Below are 15,247 nucleotides of genomic sequence, written 5' to 3'. Positions count from 1 at the left end.
GCTTTCGCAGCATCAAGGAGAGGCCCATGCTGACCATCTATGGCGTCACCCGCTCGCGCGCCTCGCGCATCATCTGGCTGTGCCATGAACTGGGCCTGCCCTTCAGGCAGGTACCGGTGATCCAGGCCTATCGCCTGCCCGATCCCGATGCGCCGGACGCGCCGCTGAACACGCATTCGCCGGACTTCCTGAAGCTCTCGCCCGCCGGCGCCGTGCCGGTGATCCAGGACGGCGACCTGGTGCTGTCGGAATCGCTGGCATGCACGCTGCATCTGGCACGCAAATACGGCCAGCCCTTCGGGCCCGCCGATGCCGTCGAGGACGCGCTGATGCTGCAATGGAGCTTTTACGCCGCCACCGCCATCGAGCAGGACGCACTGACCATCCTGTTCAACCATGACAAGGGCCAGATCCAGTCAGGCGCGGCCCAGGCCAGCGTCGCCCATGCCGCCGAGCGGCTGATCCGGCCCTTGCGCGTGCTGGAGGATCACATCGCCCGCCATGGCCACCTGGTCGGGGGGCGCTTCACCGTGGCCGACCTGAACCTGGCCGAGGTGCTGCGCTATGCGCAGGGCTATGGCCAGCTGATGGAGCAGTTCCCGGCGGTCATGGCCTGGCTTGACGACTGCCAGGCCCGTCCCGCCTTTCGCAAGATGTGGCAAGAGCGGCTGGCCGAGCCCGAGTGACCCGCACGGCCGGAGCCGGTGGCGGCCCTTGCCTGCGCATTCCGCCCTGCCCGTCCCGAAGTTTGCGGGGCGGTTCCGGGGCCGGCAACTCCGCCCCAGCGCCTGAGCCTTGGGAAAGGAGCACAGCTTCCTGCGCCTTTCGACGGCGGGTAGCGCCCGAACCTATCCTTCCGGCGCCGCCGTCCGCCGGTGATCGGGATGCAGGGCCGCACCCAGGATATGCTCGGCCGAATGGATCACATGGCTGGCATGGCCGACGATCATCGGATCGGGCGGCATCGCGATGGCCAGGTCCTTGTCGGGATAGTCCAGCGTGGACAGGAAATGCCGCATGCAGTTCAGCCGCGCACGCTTCTTGTCGTTCGACTTGACTATGGTCCAGGGTGCGTCGGCGGTGTCGGTGTAGAAGAACATCGCCTCCTTCGCCTCGGTATAGTCTTCCCATTTGTCGAGGCTGGCCAGGTCGATGGGCGATAGCTTCCAGCGCTTCAGCGGATCGGTCTCGCGCGCCTTGAACCGCGCCCGCTGCTCGTCGCGGGTGACCGAGAACCAGTATTTGTAAAGCCGGATGCCCGAGCGCGCCAGCATACGCTCGAATTCCGGGGCCTGGCGCATGAATTCCAGATACTCGACGGGCGAGCAGAAGCCCATGACCCGCTCGACCCCGGCGCGGTTGTACCAGCTGCGGTCGTAGAACACCATTTCGCCCGCGGTCGGCAGATGCTGGATATAGCGCTGAAAGAACCACTGCCCCCGCTCGATCTCGGACGGCTTGTTCAGTGCCACCACCCGGGCAAAGCGCGGGTTCAGATGCTCCATGAAGCGCTTGATCGTGCCGCCCTTGCCGGCGGCGTCGCGGCCTTCGAACAGGATGACGAATTTCTGCCCGGTTTCCTGGGCCCAGATCTGCACCTTCAGCAGTTCCGCCTGCAACCGGGCCTTTTCCCGTTCATAGGCCACGCGCCCCATGCGGCGCGGATAGGGATAATGCCCGGTTTCGAAGGCCAGCCGGATCGCATCCGGGTCAAGGCTCGGAAAGCTTTTCGGCCCCCTCGCCTCCGCCTCGGGCGGAGGAATGACGGGCGGGGCGGCCGATACCTCTGCCCTCCCCGCCTCAGCCCCGGCGAACTCGTTGACCGCAGACATGGCCGGAAACACTTTTCCTGGAACCGGATGACCTTCCATATACCCAAACCAAACTATCACTCGTTAACTTTGTAGATTATGGCACGACACGCGGCCGCGCGACTTGATCCGTGTCAACAAACCCCGATTCCAGTCATGCAATCGACACAGATCCGTCATGAGGCCGCACCCATCCCTTGCGGTCGGCGACGGATGATCCACTTTCCCTTGCCCCCGGCCCATGGGACATGAGATAACCCCGCCCCAGAAGAACAAGACGAGCAGGTGCCATGGCCGACGATCTCTTCCCCGCCGCGGATAAGGCTTCCGAAAGCTATTCGGCCTCCTCGATCGAGGTGCTCGAAGGGCTGGAGCCGGTGCGCAAGCGACCCGGCATGTATATCGGCGGCACCGACGAACGCGCGCTGCATCACCTGGTAGCCGAGATCCTCGACAACTCGATGGACGAAGCTGTGGCCGGCCATGCCAGCCGCATCGAGGTCGAACTGCTGGCCGATTTCAGCGTGGTGATCCGCGACAACGGCCGCGGCATCCCCATCGACCCGCACCCCAAGTTCCCCGGCAAGTCGGCGCTGGAGGTGATCCTGTGCACGCTGCATGCCGGCGGCAAGTTCTCGGGCGATGTCTACCAGACCTCGGGCGGGTTGCACGGCGTCGGCGCCTCGGTCGTGAACGCGCTTTCCGACAGCATGGTGGTGCAGGTCGCCCGCAACCGCGAACTTTACGAGCAGTGCTTCTCGCGCGGCCTGCCCCTTGGCCCGGTCGAGAAAGTCGGCGCCGCCCCGAACCGGCGCGGCACCACCGTCACCTTCCATGCCGACGAGCAGATCTTCGGCCATCACCGCTTCAAGCCGGCGCGGCTGCTGCGCATGGTCAAGTCCAAGGCCTATCTGTTCTCGGGCGTCGAGATCCGCTGGAAATCCGAGATCGACGACGGCGAGACGCCGCTGGAGGCCACGTTCCACTTCCCCGGCGGGCTTGCCGACTATCTGGGCGAGGTGCTGGGCAATGCCTCGACCTATGCCGACCGTCCCTTTGCCGGCAGCGTCGACTTCAAGGAAAAGTTCAACACGCCCGGCAAGGTGGATTGGGCAATCAACTGGACACCGTCGCGCGACGGCTTCATCCAGTCCTATTGCAACACCGTGCCCACGCCCGAGGGCGGCACGCACGAGGCCGGCTTCTGGTCCGCCATCCTGCGCGGCATCCGCGCCTATGGCGAGCGGGTCAGCAACAAGAAGGCGGCGCAGATCACCCGCGACGACCTGCTGGCCGGCGGCTGCGCGCTGGTCTCCTGCTTCATCCGCGAGCCGGAATTCGTCGGCCAGACCAAGGACCGCCTGGCCACCACCGAGGCGCAGCGGCTGGTCGAGGGCGCGGTGCGCGACCATTTCGACAACTGGCTGGCGGCGGATACGAAATCGGCGGGCGCCATCTTGGATTTCCTGGTGCTGCGGGCCGAGGAACGGCTGCGCCGCCGACAGGAAAAGGAAACCGCCCGGAAATCGGCGACGAAAAAGCTGCGCCTGCCGGGCAAGCTGGTCGATTGCTCGGCCACCAATCGCGAAGGCACCGAGCTTTTTATCGTCGAGGGCGATTCGGCGGGCGGCAGTGCCAAGATGGCACGCGAGCGCACCACCCAGGCGCTCTTGCCCCTGCGCGGCAAGATCCTGAACGTGCTGGGCGCGGCCTCTTCCAAGCTCGGCTCGAACCAGGAGATCGCCGATCTCTGCCAGGCGCTTGGCGTCGGCATGGGCTCGCGCTTCAACGTCGACGACCTGCGCTATGACAAGATCATCATCATGACCGATGCCGATGTGGACGGTGCCCATATCGCCTCGCTGCTGATGACCTTTTTCTTCACCCAGATGCGGCCGCTGATCGACAAGGGGCATCTCTACCTCGCCTGCCCGCCGCTTTACCGGCTGACGCAGGGGCCACATCGCATCTATGTCGCCGACGATGCCGAAAAGGAATCGTGGCTGGCCAAGGGGCTGGGCGGCAAGGGCAAGATCGACGTGCAGCGCTTCAAGGGGCTGGGCGAGATGGACGCCAAGGATCTGAAGGACACCACGATGAACCCCCGGACGCGCAAGCTGATCCGCGTCTCGATCGACGAGGAAGAGGGCGGCGAGACCGGCGATCTGGTCGAGCGGCTGATGGGCAAGAAGCCCGAACTGCGCTTCCAGTTCATCCAGGAGAACGCCCAGTTCGCCGATGCCGAGGAACTGGACGTGTGACCCTGGCCGCGCCGATCGCCGTCTATGTCCTGGCGGCGCTGGCCGAGATCGCCGGCTGCTTTGCCTTCTGGGCCTGGCTGCGATTGGGGAAATCGCCGCTGTGGCTGGTGCCGGGAATGGTCTCGCTGGCAGTTTTCGCCTGGCTGCTGACCCGGGTCGATGCCGATTTCGCCGGCCGCGCCTATGCCGCCTATGGCGGGATCTATGTCACGGCCTCGCTGGGCTGGCTGTGGCTGACCGAGGGACAGGTGCCGACGCGCTGGGATATTCTTGGCGGCGGGCTGTGCGTGCTGGGGGCGATGGTGATTCTGGCCGGGCCGCGCGCGGCATAGCGCCCCGCCTGCAGGTCGGTTCAGCCGCAGGTCGTCGGCCAGCAGCGTTCACCCTATCCCCGAAATCCTGGTGGCGGATCGATCAGAACCGCATGCCGACCGAAAAGCTCACCCCCTCGGTGCCGATGCCGAAGCTCGCGGCGCCGAAGGTGAACCCCACCAGCGCCCCCGTCCAGACCTGCTGCGGCGTATGCTCGCCGGCATGGACCCGGCTCCAGCCGGTCAGGCCCGCCGCGCCATAGGCCAGCGCCCCGGCCTCGGGCCGGTCGTCGAAACATTTCCCCGCCAGGTCCGCCGCCCCGAAAAACGCCGCTGCCGTATGGCCCGAGGGGAAACCCTTGCCCTCGCCCGAGGGCCGGCGCGAGACCGGCTGGCCGTCGAAGAATTCCTTCATCCCCCAGACCAGCGCCGCCTGCAGGATGCCCCGGACCGCGAAATCCTCCAGCCGGTCCTGGTCCATGGCGCAGGCCGCCGCCGCCAGCGGCAGGCCGTATTTCATCGCCGTGCCGAACTGCTCGAACGGATCGGCCGCTGCCGGGGCCGTCAGAAGGCAGATCGCCGCGCAGGCCGCCGTTGCGCGGCTCATGCGTCCAGCCGGATCACCCGGTCCATCCGCGCCGCCAGGTCCATGTTATGGGTGGCGATCAGCGCGGCAAGCCCGGTCTCGCGCACCAGCGCCATCAGCATGTCGAAGACCTTGTCCGAGGTCGCAGGGTCCAGGTTCCCCGTCGGCTCGTCCGCCAGCAGCAGCGAGGGCTGGTTCGCCAGCGCCCGGCAGAAGGCGACGCGCTGCTGCTCGCCCCCGGACAATTGCGCCGGGCGGTGATCGGCGCGATGCGTCAGCCCCACGCGCCCCAGCAGATCCAGCGCCCGCGCCCGCGCCGTCGCCTGCGAGACGCCGTTGGCGAGTTGCGGCAGGACGATGTTCTCCGCCGCCGAAAATTCTGGAAGCAGGTGGTGGAACTGATAGACGAAGCCCAGTTCCTCGCGCCGCGCCTCGGTCCGCGCCCGGTCGCTCTGCCCGGCCATGTCGCGCCCCTTCAGCAGCACCCGGCCAGAATCCGCGGTGTCGAGCAGCCCGGCGATGTGCAGCAGCGTCGACTTGCCGGCGCCCGAGGGCGCGACCAGCGCCACCACCTCGCCTCGGACGATCTGCAGGGACAACCCGTTCAACACCGGCACCGGCGCGGGACCACCAATGCCGTAAGTCTTGGAAATTCCTTCCAGAACCAGGATGTCACTCATAGCGCAGCGCCTCTACCGGGTTCATGCGCGCAGCGCGGCGCGCAGGGAAGATGGTGACGATGAAGGACAGGGCCAGCGACAGCGCCGCCGCCCGGAAGATGTCCCAGCCCCGCAATTCGGCAGTCAGCTGGTAGATGCCGCGCACCTCGGGCTGCCAGGCATTGCCGCCGGTCAGCATGTTCAGCGCCGCCATGATGTGATCGACATTCAGCGACAGAAGCACGCCCAGCACCACGCCGGCGATGGTGCCGATCACCCCGGTAAAGGCGCCGCAGAGGAAAAAGACCCGCAGGACGGAGCCCTCGGTCAGCCCCATGGTGCGCAGGATGCCGATGTCGCGACCCTTGTTCTTGACCAGCATGATCAGCCCCGAGGTAATGTTCATCGAGGCGATCAGCACCAGGATCGACAGGATGATGAACATCACGTCATCCTCCATGTCGAGCGCGGCCAGGAACGATCCCGAAGCATCGCGCCAGGTCCAGATCTGCCCCCGCTCGCCCAGGACCTGCAAGAGCGGCATGGTCCAGTCGTCGACCCGCTCGGGATCGGCGACATAGACCCCGATCTCGTCGGCAAGCCCCTCTCGGTTGAAAAAGCTCTGCGCCTCGGCCAGCGGCATGTAGATGCGGGCCTGGTCCACGTCATAGCGTCCCGCCGAGAAGATATAGACGACCTCGAAGGATTCGACCCGCGGCGTGGTGCCGAAGGGGGTCTTGGCACCATCGGGCGCGACCAGTTGCAGCCGGTCGCCGATCCGAACGCCCAGGTTGCGCGCCATGCCGATGCCGATGGCGATGCCTTGGTCGAAATCGTCCAGGCTGCCCGACGCGCTCTCGGGATCGGCAATGCCCGCCATCCCCCCGAGCGCATCGAGCGTGATGCCATGCACATCGCCCAAGGCGGCCGCATCGCCCTGCCGCGCCATGACCTGGGCGCGAACGGCCGGAACGGCGCGGGTCACGCCGGGGATCTGCGCGATCCTGGCGGCCAGCGCGTCGTAATCCTCGATCCGGCCCTGGGTGACATAGGTCTCTTCGGTCAGCTCGTTATAGACCTGCGTGGGCGCGTAATAGACGGTGCTATGGGCATTGGCGCCCAGGATGGTGTCGACGAACTCGGCCCGGAAACCGGCGCGCACCGCCAGCGTGGCGACCAATGCCATCACGCCCAGGGTGATGCCGATCAGGCTGATCCAGGTCATCACGCTGACCCCGCCCTCGGCGCGGCGGGCGCGCAGATAGCGCCAGGCGATCATGAATTCGTAACGCGAAAACGGGGCGGTGCTGGCCATCGCTCACCTGTCTGTTGGGTGGCGCCTGATTGGCCTTTCGCCGCCCGCAATGCAAGCCAACAAGGCCGTGACCACGGGATCAGGGCTTCGGGTGATCGTCCCATTCCGAGCTGAGGATGCGCTCGGCATCGCCTTTGGGATCGTCGTATTGCCGACCGCGCAGCGACCAGATGAAGGCCAGCAGGCCAAGCCCGCCAAGACCCAGGGAAACCGGAATCAGAAGGCCGAGGATTTCCATGCTTCCTCCCTATCGCAGCCGCAACGCGTTCAACGTCACGCTGATGGAGCTCAGCGACATGGCCAGCGCCGCCATCAGGGGCGTGGCAAAGCCGGCGATGGCGATGGGCACCGCGACGATGTTGTAGACCAGCGAGATCGCGAAGTTCTCCTTGATCCGGGCACGGGCGCTTCGCGCGAGTTCCAGCGCCTCGGCCACCGGGGCCAGGTCGCTGCCCATCAGCACCATATCCGAGGCGGTGCGCGCCGCATCAAGCGCCGAGGCGGGCGAGATCGAGACATGCGCCTCGGTCAAGGCGGCGGTGTCGTTGAGACCGTCGCCGACCATCAGCGGATGCAGCCCCTCCTGCCGCAGCCGGCGCAGGGCCTCGGCCTTTTCGACCGGGGTGACGCCGGCCCGCCATTCCTCGATGCCCAGCCGACGCGCCAGATCCTGAACCACCGGCGCCGCATCGCCCGAGAGCAGCATCACCCGCCGGCCCGAGGCAACGATCCGCGCCACGCAGGCCTCGGCCCCCGGACGCAGCCGGTCCGAGAATTCCAGCCGGATCGGCGCGCCCTGCCCCAGCGACAGCCAGCTTGCCGACAGCGTCGCCTCGCCATGCCGGGCGCCAAGCCAGTCGGCGCGGCCCAGCCGCACCTCGCGGCCCTGCCAGACCCCGGAAATGCCATGGCCCGGCACCTCGCGCAGATCCTGCAATGCCGCTGGCTCGGTGCCGGTCTCGCGCAGCGCCTGCGCCAAGGCCTGGGACAGCGGATGGCCCGATCCTTGCGACAGGGCCAGCGCCACGGGACGCGCATCGGTCGGAATGGGGTCCAGCGAGACCAGTTGCGGCACGCCCATGGTCAGGGTGCCGGTCTTGTCGAAAACCGCGGCATCGACCTCGGCCAGACGCTCCAGCGCGGTGCCGTCCTTGATCAGCATCCCGCGCCGGAACAGCCGCCCCGAGGCCGCGGTGACCACCGCCGGCACCGCCAGACCCAGCGCACAGGGACAGGTGATGATCAGCACAGCCGCGGCCACGTTCACCGCCAGCCGCAGGTCATGCGTGCCGAGATACCAGCCGAGAAAGCTGCAAAAGGCCAGAAGATGCACCAACGGCGAATAAAGCCGCGAGGCGCGGTCGGCGAGGCCGGTATAATGGCCGCGCGCCGATTCCGCGGCGGCGACCAGCGCGGTCAGCCGCGCCAGAGAACTGTCGCGCCCGGCCGCCGTCACCCGCATGACCAGAGGGCCGGTCAGGTTAACCTCGCCCGCCGAAAGCGCAAGGCCCGGGCCGGCCGCGACCGGGATGCTCTCGCCGGTCAGAAGCGAGCGGTCGATCTCGCTGCTGCCCTCGGCGATCTCGCCATCGGCCGGGACACGGGCACCGGGGCGGATGCGGATCAGGTCGCCAGGAACCAGTTCGGCCACCGGGACCGGCTCGTCGCCCGCAGGGGTGACGCGGAAGGCGCGCGGCACCTCCAGCGCCGTCAACTCCTCGGCTGCGGAGCGGGCGACGGCGCGGGTGCGATAGTCCAGGTAACGCCCGATCAGCAGGAAGAAGCACAGCATCACCGCCGCGTCGAAATAGGCGTGATGGCCGGAATGCAGCGTCTCGTAGACCGAGATGGCGCTGGCCAGGATCAGCGCCAGCGAGATCGGCACGTCCATGCCCAGCCGGCCATGCCTGAGTGCCCGCCAGGCGCTGGAAAAGAAGGGCTGGCCGGCAAAGGCCACGGTCGGCAGGGCGATGGCGCCGGAAATCCAGTGGAACATGTCGCGCGTCGCGTCCTCGGCCCCCGACCAGACCGCGACGGACAGGATCATGATGTTCATCATCGCGAAACCCGACACGCCGATGCGCATCAGGATGTCGCGGCCCTGCCGGTCGGCGGCGCTGGCCGACAGCGCGGCGGGGTCGAGCTCATGCGCCTCGTAGCCGATGCTTTCGACCACGGGGATCAGTTCCTCGGCGGTCATGCCCGGCGCGTCCACGGTGACGCGGCGCAGCGTCAGGTTGACCCGCGCATCCCTGACGCCGGGATGGCGTTGCAGCACCCGCTCGACATCGGTGATGCAGGTCGCGCAATGGATGGTCGGCAGCGACAGGACGATATCCTCCTGCACGCCCCGAGTCCCCGCGATGCGGCTCGCCAGCGGTGCCGCGTCGCAGGCCGGACAGGCCGAAAGCCGGGCGTCGTGATCGTGCAGCGTGGCGTCGGACATCTCATTTCACCCGGTTGCCGTGGTAATGGTCGATGCGCTGGCGGAAGACCGTGCCGTCGGGTGCGGTCGCGGTCAGGTGGATGTTCCACGTCCCCGGCGCCAGCGCCAGCGGCGCGCGGAACAGCCCGCCGGCATAGGTGAACTCGGGCCGCCGATCATCGCGCATGTGGGTAGGACGTCCGACCGTCACCTCCAGCCCCTGCACCGGCGCCGGATAGCCCTCTGCGTCGCGGATCGCCAGCGTAAGCTCGCGCCCGTCATATTCCGGCGTCACCGTCCAGTTCAGCGCCGCCTGGGCGTCGCGGTCGCGGTCGAAGCTTTGCGAGGCGACATAGCTGTTCTTGACCTCCAGCCCCGGGAAGGTGCCGACGGCCTTGACCGCCATGAACACGTTGACGGCGATGATGGTGCCGAAGGCGCCCAGAGTGATGATCAGCACATGGCGGCCGGTCAGTTCGCGGGGCATCATTCGCTCCTTCCGTGGAAGACGGTGCCGATACGGGACTTCACCCCATCGGTGACATCCTCGACCCAAAGCGTCAACTCGCTCTGTGCGGCTTCGGCCAGGGCCGAGTCCTTCTCGGCGGTGATGTAGACCCGCTGGGTATGGGTGCTGTCGGCGGCCACCTTGACACCGGCATCGGGCAAGCCCTCCAGCGTCAGGCTGATCCCCTGCGGCGCGGCGCCGTCCGAGCCGGTGACCGAAACGGCAAAGTCGCGCTCGGCCCCCTGCTTGTTGCGCAGCCGCAGGGCATAGGTGTTGCGGATCGCACCGTCGGCCATCGTGACGTAAAGCGGGTTCCTGACCGGCGTCACGTTCAGGTCGAAGGGCGAGCGCAGGAACAGCGCCACCACCAGCGCGACGCCGATCCCCGCCCAGAGCGTGAAATACAGCATCGTGCGCGGCCGCAGGATATGCTTGAGCACAGGCTTGGGCGCGGCGCCGGACCGCTCGGCCGTTTCATCCTTCAGCGCCATGTAGTCGATCAGCCCGCGCGGCTTGCCGATCTTGTCCATCACCTCGTCGCAGGCGTCGATGCAGAGCGCGCAGGTGATGCATTCCAGCTGCTGGCCGTCGCGGATGTCGATGCCCATCGGGCAGACGTTTACGCAGGCCATGCAGTCGATGCAATCGCCCTTGGCGCCGCCGTCGGATTTCGTCGGCTCGCCCTTGTGCAGCTTGCCGCGCGGCTCGCCTCGCCATTCGCGATAGGCGACGGTCAGCGTGTCCTCGTCCATCATCGCGGCCTGGATGCGCGGCCAGGGGCAGGCATAGACGCAGATCTGTTCGCGCGCGAAGCCGCCGAACAGGAAGGTGGTCGCGGTCAGGATGCCCATGGTGATATAGGCGACGGGGTGGGCCGTTCCGGTGAACAGGTTGCCCAGAAGCGTCGGCGCATCGGTGAAATAGAAGATCCAGGCGCCGCCGGTCGCCACCGAAATGAGCAGCCAGACCACCCATTTCACCAACCGCAGCCGCAGCTTGCGCGCACTCCAAGGCGCGTTCCACAGCCGCAGCCGGGCGTTGCGGTCGCCCTCGACCCAGCGCTCGGTCAGCAGGAAAAGGTCCGTCCAGACCGTCTGCGGACAGGCATAGCCGCACCAGACCCGTCCCAGCGCCGAGGTGAACAGGAAAAGCCCCAAACCCGCCATGACCAGAAGGCCGGCGACGAAATAGAACTCATGCGGCCATATCTCGATCCAGAAGAAATAGAAGCGGCGGTTGGCCAGATCGATCAGCACCGCCTGGTCGGGCATGCCGGGGCCGCGGTCCCAGCGGATCCAGGGCGTGACGTAATAGATCGCCAAGGTCACCGCCATGATGATCCATTTCAGGTTCCGAAACCAGCCATGGACCCGGCGGGGAAAGATCGGCTCCCGGGCGGCATAGAGACGTGGCGGGTCGATGTCGGAATTCGACATGATTGGCTCCTGTTGCGCGTGGCCCGGGTATAAAGCCTTGCTGCGAGAGCGCATTGATCTGCGTCAAGCGCGGGCATGCCGAGCATAACGGACGGGAAAATGGCAAGACATGGGCCGGATTGTCGCATCCCGGCACAAAAAAACGCGCCACCGGCTTGCGCCGGTTCGCGTGCCTGGCATTTGATAAAAACACCGGCCCCCCTTGGAAACGCGCGAACAGGACGGGGGGCCAGTGCCTCCGGGGCCGGTTGCCCGGCCGCGGATCTCGGGATCTGTTATTCGCCACCGCCGAGGCTGTGGACATAGGCGGCGACGGCGACGATGTCGGCCTCGGACAGGCGGCCGGTCCAGGCCGGCATCACGCCGAAAGGACCGTCGCGCACGATGCGGGTGATCGTCGCCGGATCCGAACCGTAAAGCCAGACCGCATCGGTCAGGTCGGGCGCGCCCTGCGCACGGTCGCCCGTGCCATCCTCGGCATGGCAGGACGAGCAGTTGTCGGCGAAGACCTCCACCCCCTCGGCCGCCAGCGCCGCGTCATGCGGCAGGCCGCCCAGTTCCAGCACATGGTTCACGACCTGGCTGATCTGGGCATTTTCCAGCAAGCCGTCGATGCCGAAACGCGGCATTTCGGAATAACGGGTATCCGCATCCTTGGGATCGCGGATGCCATGCATGACCGTGGTGTGGATCTCTTCCAGAGTGCCACCCCAGAGCCAGTCGTTGTCCAGAAGCGAGGGATAGCCCGTGGCCCCGCCCGCCCCCGAGCCGTGGCACTGCGCGCACCAGGTGCGGAAGATCGCGGCGCCGGCATTGGCGGTATAGTTCGCCAGTTCCGGGTCGGCGGCGATCTCTTCCAGCGGCGTCTCGACCAGCTTGGCCTGGATCGGGGCATTGGCCTCGTTGAAGCGCTGGATCTCGGCGGCCACGTCCGAACGGTAGTTCTGGCCCAGAAGGCCCTGGGTCGCCCCGTTCACCAGCGGAATGGCGGGATAGGCGATGAGATAGAGCACCCCCCAGACGATGGTGGCGTAAAAGGTCCACAGCCACCAGCGCGGCAAGGGGTTGTCATACTCTTCGATCCCGTCCCAGCTATGGCCGGTCGAGGGCACCTCGACCACCCTGCGCCCGCCCTTGCGGTCGCGCACCACGCGGGTGGCGCCGGGCCGGGGCGTGACCGGAGGATGCAGCGGATCGCCGCCGGGCCCTTCGGGCGGATGGGCGAGGATCTTCGCCTTGTGAGCCTCGTCGGCGGCCTGGCGTTCCAGCTCGATCCGGTTGTCGGGGTTCTGCGGGCTGGCATGCTCGTCGTCGGTATCGGCCATCACTCGACCTCCTTCTCGCCCGCGGATGCGGGTTTCGTCTCGTTACGGAAGATGCTTTCGGCCGCGTCGCGATGCAGCGGCCGCGAGCCCGGCCTGAAGGCGAAGACAATCGTCCCCAGGAAAAAGACCACCAGCAGCAGAAGCACCCAGCTGTCGGCCAGTTCGCGCAGGAAGGAATACCTGTCCATGGCGGGCCTCAGCGGTTCGGATCGGGTTCGAAGGTCGAGAAATCGACCATCGTGCCCAGGACCTGGAGATAGGCGATCAGGGCATCCATCTCGGACACGCCGGGGCGGCGGTCGAAATTGCGCTGCTGCGCACCCGGATAGCGTTCCTCCAGCCCCGAGGCATCCGCATCCGGGTCGGCCTGGGCACGGAAATCCTCGACCGCCGCGGCGATCATCGCGTCGTCATAGGGGACGCCGACCAGCGCGTCGGTCTTCAGCCGCTGCTGCATGTTCGAGGCATCGACCTGGCGATTCAGCAGGAAGCCGTATTTCGGCATGATCGATTCCGGCACCACCGCCTGCGGGTCCACCAAGTGGTCGAGATGCCATTCGTCCGAGTAGCGGCCGCCAACGCGGGCCAGGTCCGGCCCGGTCCGCTTGGAGCCCCATTGGAACGGATGGTCATACATCGACTCGGCCGCCAGGCTGTAATGGCCGTAACGCTCGACCTCGTCGCGCATCGGGCGGATCATCTGGCTGTGGCAGACATAGCAGCCCTCGCGGACATAGATGTCGCGGCCCTTCAGTTCCAGCGGCGTATAGGGCCGCATGCCCTGCACCTTTTCGATGGTGTTTTGCAGATAGAACAGCGGCGCGATTTCCACGATGCCGCCGATGGTCACCACGAGGAAGGAAAAGACCAGCAGAAGCGTGGCGTTCTTTTCCAGGACCTTGTGCTTTTCAAGAATGGCCATGATCCGTCCTCACTCGGCAGGAACCGCAGCGGCGGTCGATTGGGTCTTGGGCTGCTTGGCGACGGTGGCCCACAGGTTGTAGCACATGATCAGCGCACCGCCGAGATAGAGCACGCCGCCCAGGGCCCGCACCACGTTCATCGGGAATTTCGCGGCGACCGTGTCGGCAAAGGCGTTGACCAGGAAGCCCTGGGCGTCGACCTCGCGCCACATCAACCCTTCCATGATGCCCGAGACCCACATCGAGGCCGCGTAGAGCACCAGGCCGATGGTGGCGAGCCAGAAGTGCCAGCTGACCAGCCCCGTCGAATAAAGCCGCTCACGTCCCCAAAGCCGCGGCACCAGGTAGTAGAGCGCGCCAAAGGTGATCATGCCGTTCCAGCCCAGCGCGCCGGAATGGACGTGACCGATGGTCCAGTCGGTGTAATGCGACAGCGAGTTCACCGCCTTGATCGACATCATCGGCCCCTCGAAGGTCGCCATGCCGTAGAAGCCGACGGCCACCACCATCATGCGGATGATCGGATCGGTGCGCAGCTTGTCCCAGGCGCCCGAGAGCGTCATCAGCCCGTTGATCATGCCGCCCCAGCTGGGCATCCACAGGATGATCGAGAACACCATGCCCAGCGTCGAGGCCCAGTCGGGCAGCGCGGTATAGTGCAGGTGGTGCGGACCGGCCCAGATATAAAGGAAGATCAGCGCCCAGAAGTGGATGATGGACAGCTTGTAGCTGTAGACCGGACGCTCGGCCTGCTTGGGGATGAAGTAATACATCATGCCCAGGAAGCCCGCCGTCAGGAAGAAGCCCACCGCGTTGTGGCCATACCACCATTGCGTCATCGCGTCCTGCACGCCCGAGAAGAGCTGCACCGATTTCGAGCCGAAGAGGCTGACCGGGATCGCCAGGTTGTTGACGATATGCAGCATGGCGATGGTGACGATGAAGGACAGGTAGAACCAGTTCGCCACATAGATATGCGGCTCTTTCCGCTTCAGGATCGTGCCCAGGAACACTGCCAGGTAGACGACCCAGACGACGGTCAGCCACCAGTCCACATACCATTCCGGCTCGGCATATTCCTTGGACTGGGTGGCGCCCAGGATGTAGCCGGTCGCGGCCAGAACGATGAAGAGCTGATAGCCCCAGAACACGAACCAGGCCGCGTTGCCGCCCCAGAGCCGCGCCGCCGAGGTGCGCTGCACCACGTAGAACGAGGTCGCGATCAGGGCGTTGCCGCCAAAGGCGAAGATCACCGCCGAGGTATGCAGCGGGCGAAGCTTGCCGAAATTGGTATAGCCCATGGTGATGTCGCTGAGGTTCAGCGCCGGGAAGGCCAGCTGGAAGGCGATGACCACCCCGACCAGAAAGCCCACCACGCCCCAGAACGCGGTGGCGATCACGCCCGCCCGGACGACGTCGTCCATATATTGCGTTTCGGGGTGCGGCTCGAGCGCAGGCTGCTCATTGCCCATCTGACGCAGCACGCGCAGGAACATGATCCCCGCCGCCAGCATGATGATCAGGGCGTTGACCAGATACGCGAGATCATCGGGTCGCGCATAATTGGCCGCGATCGCGGCCAGGACCGCGATCGTGCCCAGCGCGATCAGCTTGATGGTGTCCAACATGAATTCGTGTCCTTAAATCCTGCGCCGAAGGCGGCCGATTCGCACGAAATGCGACGGGA

The 15,247-nt window shown here is 66.3% G+C and carries 15 protein-coding genes; 3 read left to right on the top strand and 12 right to left on the bottom strand.

The window, feature by feature from the left end; translation table 11 throughout:
* Positions 1-26 precede the first annotated feature (26 nt).
* Entirely contained in the window at positions 27-686 is a 660-nt protein-coding gene (locus tag BLT64_RS04415) for a glutathione S-transferase family protein (RefSeq protein ID WP_011748128.1), read from the top strand.
* 162 nt (positions 687-848) lie between these two features.
* On the opposite strand, the gene ppk2 is transcribed toward BLT64_RS04415, so the two are convergent.
* On the bottom strand, positions 849-1,832 hold the full coding sequence (gene ppk2, locus BLT64_RS04410; protein ID WP_041529893.1) for a polyphosphate kinase 2: 984 nt from the start codon (positions 1,830-1,832) through the stop codon (positions 849-851).
* Positions 1,833-2,101: 269 nt separating this feature from the next.
* Between ppk2 and parE the strand changes: the two genes are divergently transcribed.
* Positions 2,102-4,072: a DNA topoisomerase IV subunit B gene (gene parE, locus BLT64_RS04405; protein ID WP_011748130.1), complete on the top strand. Its 1,971-nt coding sequence runs from the start codon at positions 2,102-2,104 to the stop codon at positions 4,070-4,072.
* Entirely contained in the window at positions 4,069-4,404 is a 336-nt protein-coding gene (locus BLT64_RS04400) for a YnfA family protein (protein ID WP_011748131.1), read from the top strand. Before parE ends, BLT64_RS04400 begins: the two co-directional genes overlap by 4 nt.
* An 82-nt stretch (positions 4,405-4,486) precedes the next feature.
* Here the strand turns inward: BLT64_RS04400 and BLT64_RS04395 are convergent, their stop codons facing one another.
* The 11 genes from BLT64_RS04395 to ccoN all read right to left on the bottom strand — a co-directional run bounded on the left by BLT64_RS04395 (position 4,487) and on the right by ccoN (position 15,188).
* Positions 4,487-4,990 carry a phosphatase PAP2 family protein gene (locus BLT64_RS04395; RefSeq protein WP_011748132.1) on the bottom strand — a complete coding sequence of 168 codons (504 nt, stop codon included), beginning with the start codon at positions 4,988-4,990 and terminating at the stop codon, positions 4,487-4,489.
* Positions 4,987-5,649, bottom strand: a complete 663-nt coding sequence (locus tag BLT64_RS04390; RefSeq protein ID WP_011748133.1) for an ABC transporter ATP-binding protein — start codon at positions 5,647-5,649, stop codon at positions 4,987-4,989. Before BLT64_RS04390 ends, BLT64_RS04395 begins: the two co-directional genes overlap by 4 nt.
* A complete protein-coding gene (locus BLT64_RS04385; RefSeq protein WP_011748134.1) occupies positions 5,642-6,943 on the bottom strand; it encodes an ABC transporter permease in 1,302 nt (433 codons plus the stop codon). The genes BLT64_RS04390 and BLT64_RS04385 overlap by 8 nt, the downstream gene beginning before the upstream one ends.
* Positions 6,944-7,022: 79 nt before the next feature.
* Positions 7,023-7,181: a cbb3-type cytochrome oxidase assembly protein CcoS gene (gene ccoS / locus BLT64_RS04380; protein ID WP_011748135.1), complete on the bottom strand. Its 159-nt coding sequence runs from the start codon at positions 7,179-7,181 to the stop codon at positions 7,023-7,025.
* Between the two features lie 9 nt (positions 7,182-7,190).
* Positions 7,191-9,389 carry a heavy metal translocating P-type ATPase gene (locus BLT64_RS04375; protein WP_011748136.1) on the bottom strand — a complete coding sequence of 733 codons (2,199 nt, stop codon included), beginning with the start codon at positions 9,387-9,389 and terminating at the stop codon, positions 7,191-7,193.
* Between the two features lies 1 nt (position 9,390).
* Positions 9,391-9,855 carry a FixH family protein gene (locus BLT64_RS04370; protein ID WP_011748137.1) on the bottom strand — a complete coding sequence of 155 codons (465 nt, stop codon included), beginning with the start codon at positions 9,853-9,855 and terminating at the stop codon, positions 9,391-9,393.
* Positions 9,855-11,312 (bottom strand): cytochrome c oxidase accessory protein CcoG, encoded by a 1,458-nt coding sequence (gene ccoG, locus BLT64_RS04365; RefSeq protein ID WP_011748138.1) that lies wholly within the window; start codon positions 11,310-11,312, stop codon positions 9,855-9,857. Before ccoG ends, BLT64_RS04370 begins: the two co-directional genes overlap by 1 nt.
* A 275-nt stretch (positions 11,313-11,587) precedes the next feature.
* Complete coding sequence (gene ccoP / locus BLT64_RS04360; RefSeq protein ID WP_011748139.1) at positions 11,588-12,637, bottom strand: cytochrome-c oxidase, cbb3-type subunit III; 1,050 nt, start codon at positions 12,635-12,637, stop codon at positions 11,588-11,590.
* Complete coding sequence (locus BLT64_RS04355; protein ID WP_011748140.1) at positions 12,637-12,825, bottom strand: CcoQ/FixQ family Cbb3-type cytochrome c oxidase assembly chaperone; 189 nt, start codon at positions 12,823-12,825, stop codon at positions 12,637-12,639. The genes ccoP and BLT64_RS04355 overlap by 1 nt, the downstream gene beginning before the upstream one ends.
* 8 nt (positions 12,826-12,833) lie before the next feature.
* Positions 12,834-13,559, bottom strand: coding sequence for a cytochrome-c oxidase, cbb3-type subunit II (ccoO, locus tag BLT64_RS04350; protein ID WP_011748141.1), 726 nt, complete (start codon positions 13,557-13,559; stop codon positions 12,834-12,836).
* A gap of 9 nt (positions 13,560-13,568) precedes the next feature.
* Positions 13,569-15,188, bottom strand: coding sequence for a cytochrome-c oxidase, cbb3-type subunit I (gene ccoN, locus BLT64_RS04345; protein ID WP_011748142.1), 1,620 nt, complete (start codon positions 15,186-15,188; stop codon positions 13,569-13,571).
* Positions 15,189-15,247 lie beyond the last annotated feature (59 nt).

This window comes from Paracoccus denitrificans (assembly GCF_900100045.1).
GTDB lineage: Bacteria > Pseudomonadota > Alphaproteobacteria > Rhodobacterales > Rhodobacteraceae > Paracoccus > Paracoccus denitrificans.
The sequence above is the reverse complement of the archived record's forward strand: the minus strand, read 5'-3'. Positions and strand labels throughout refer to the sequence as shown.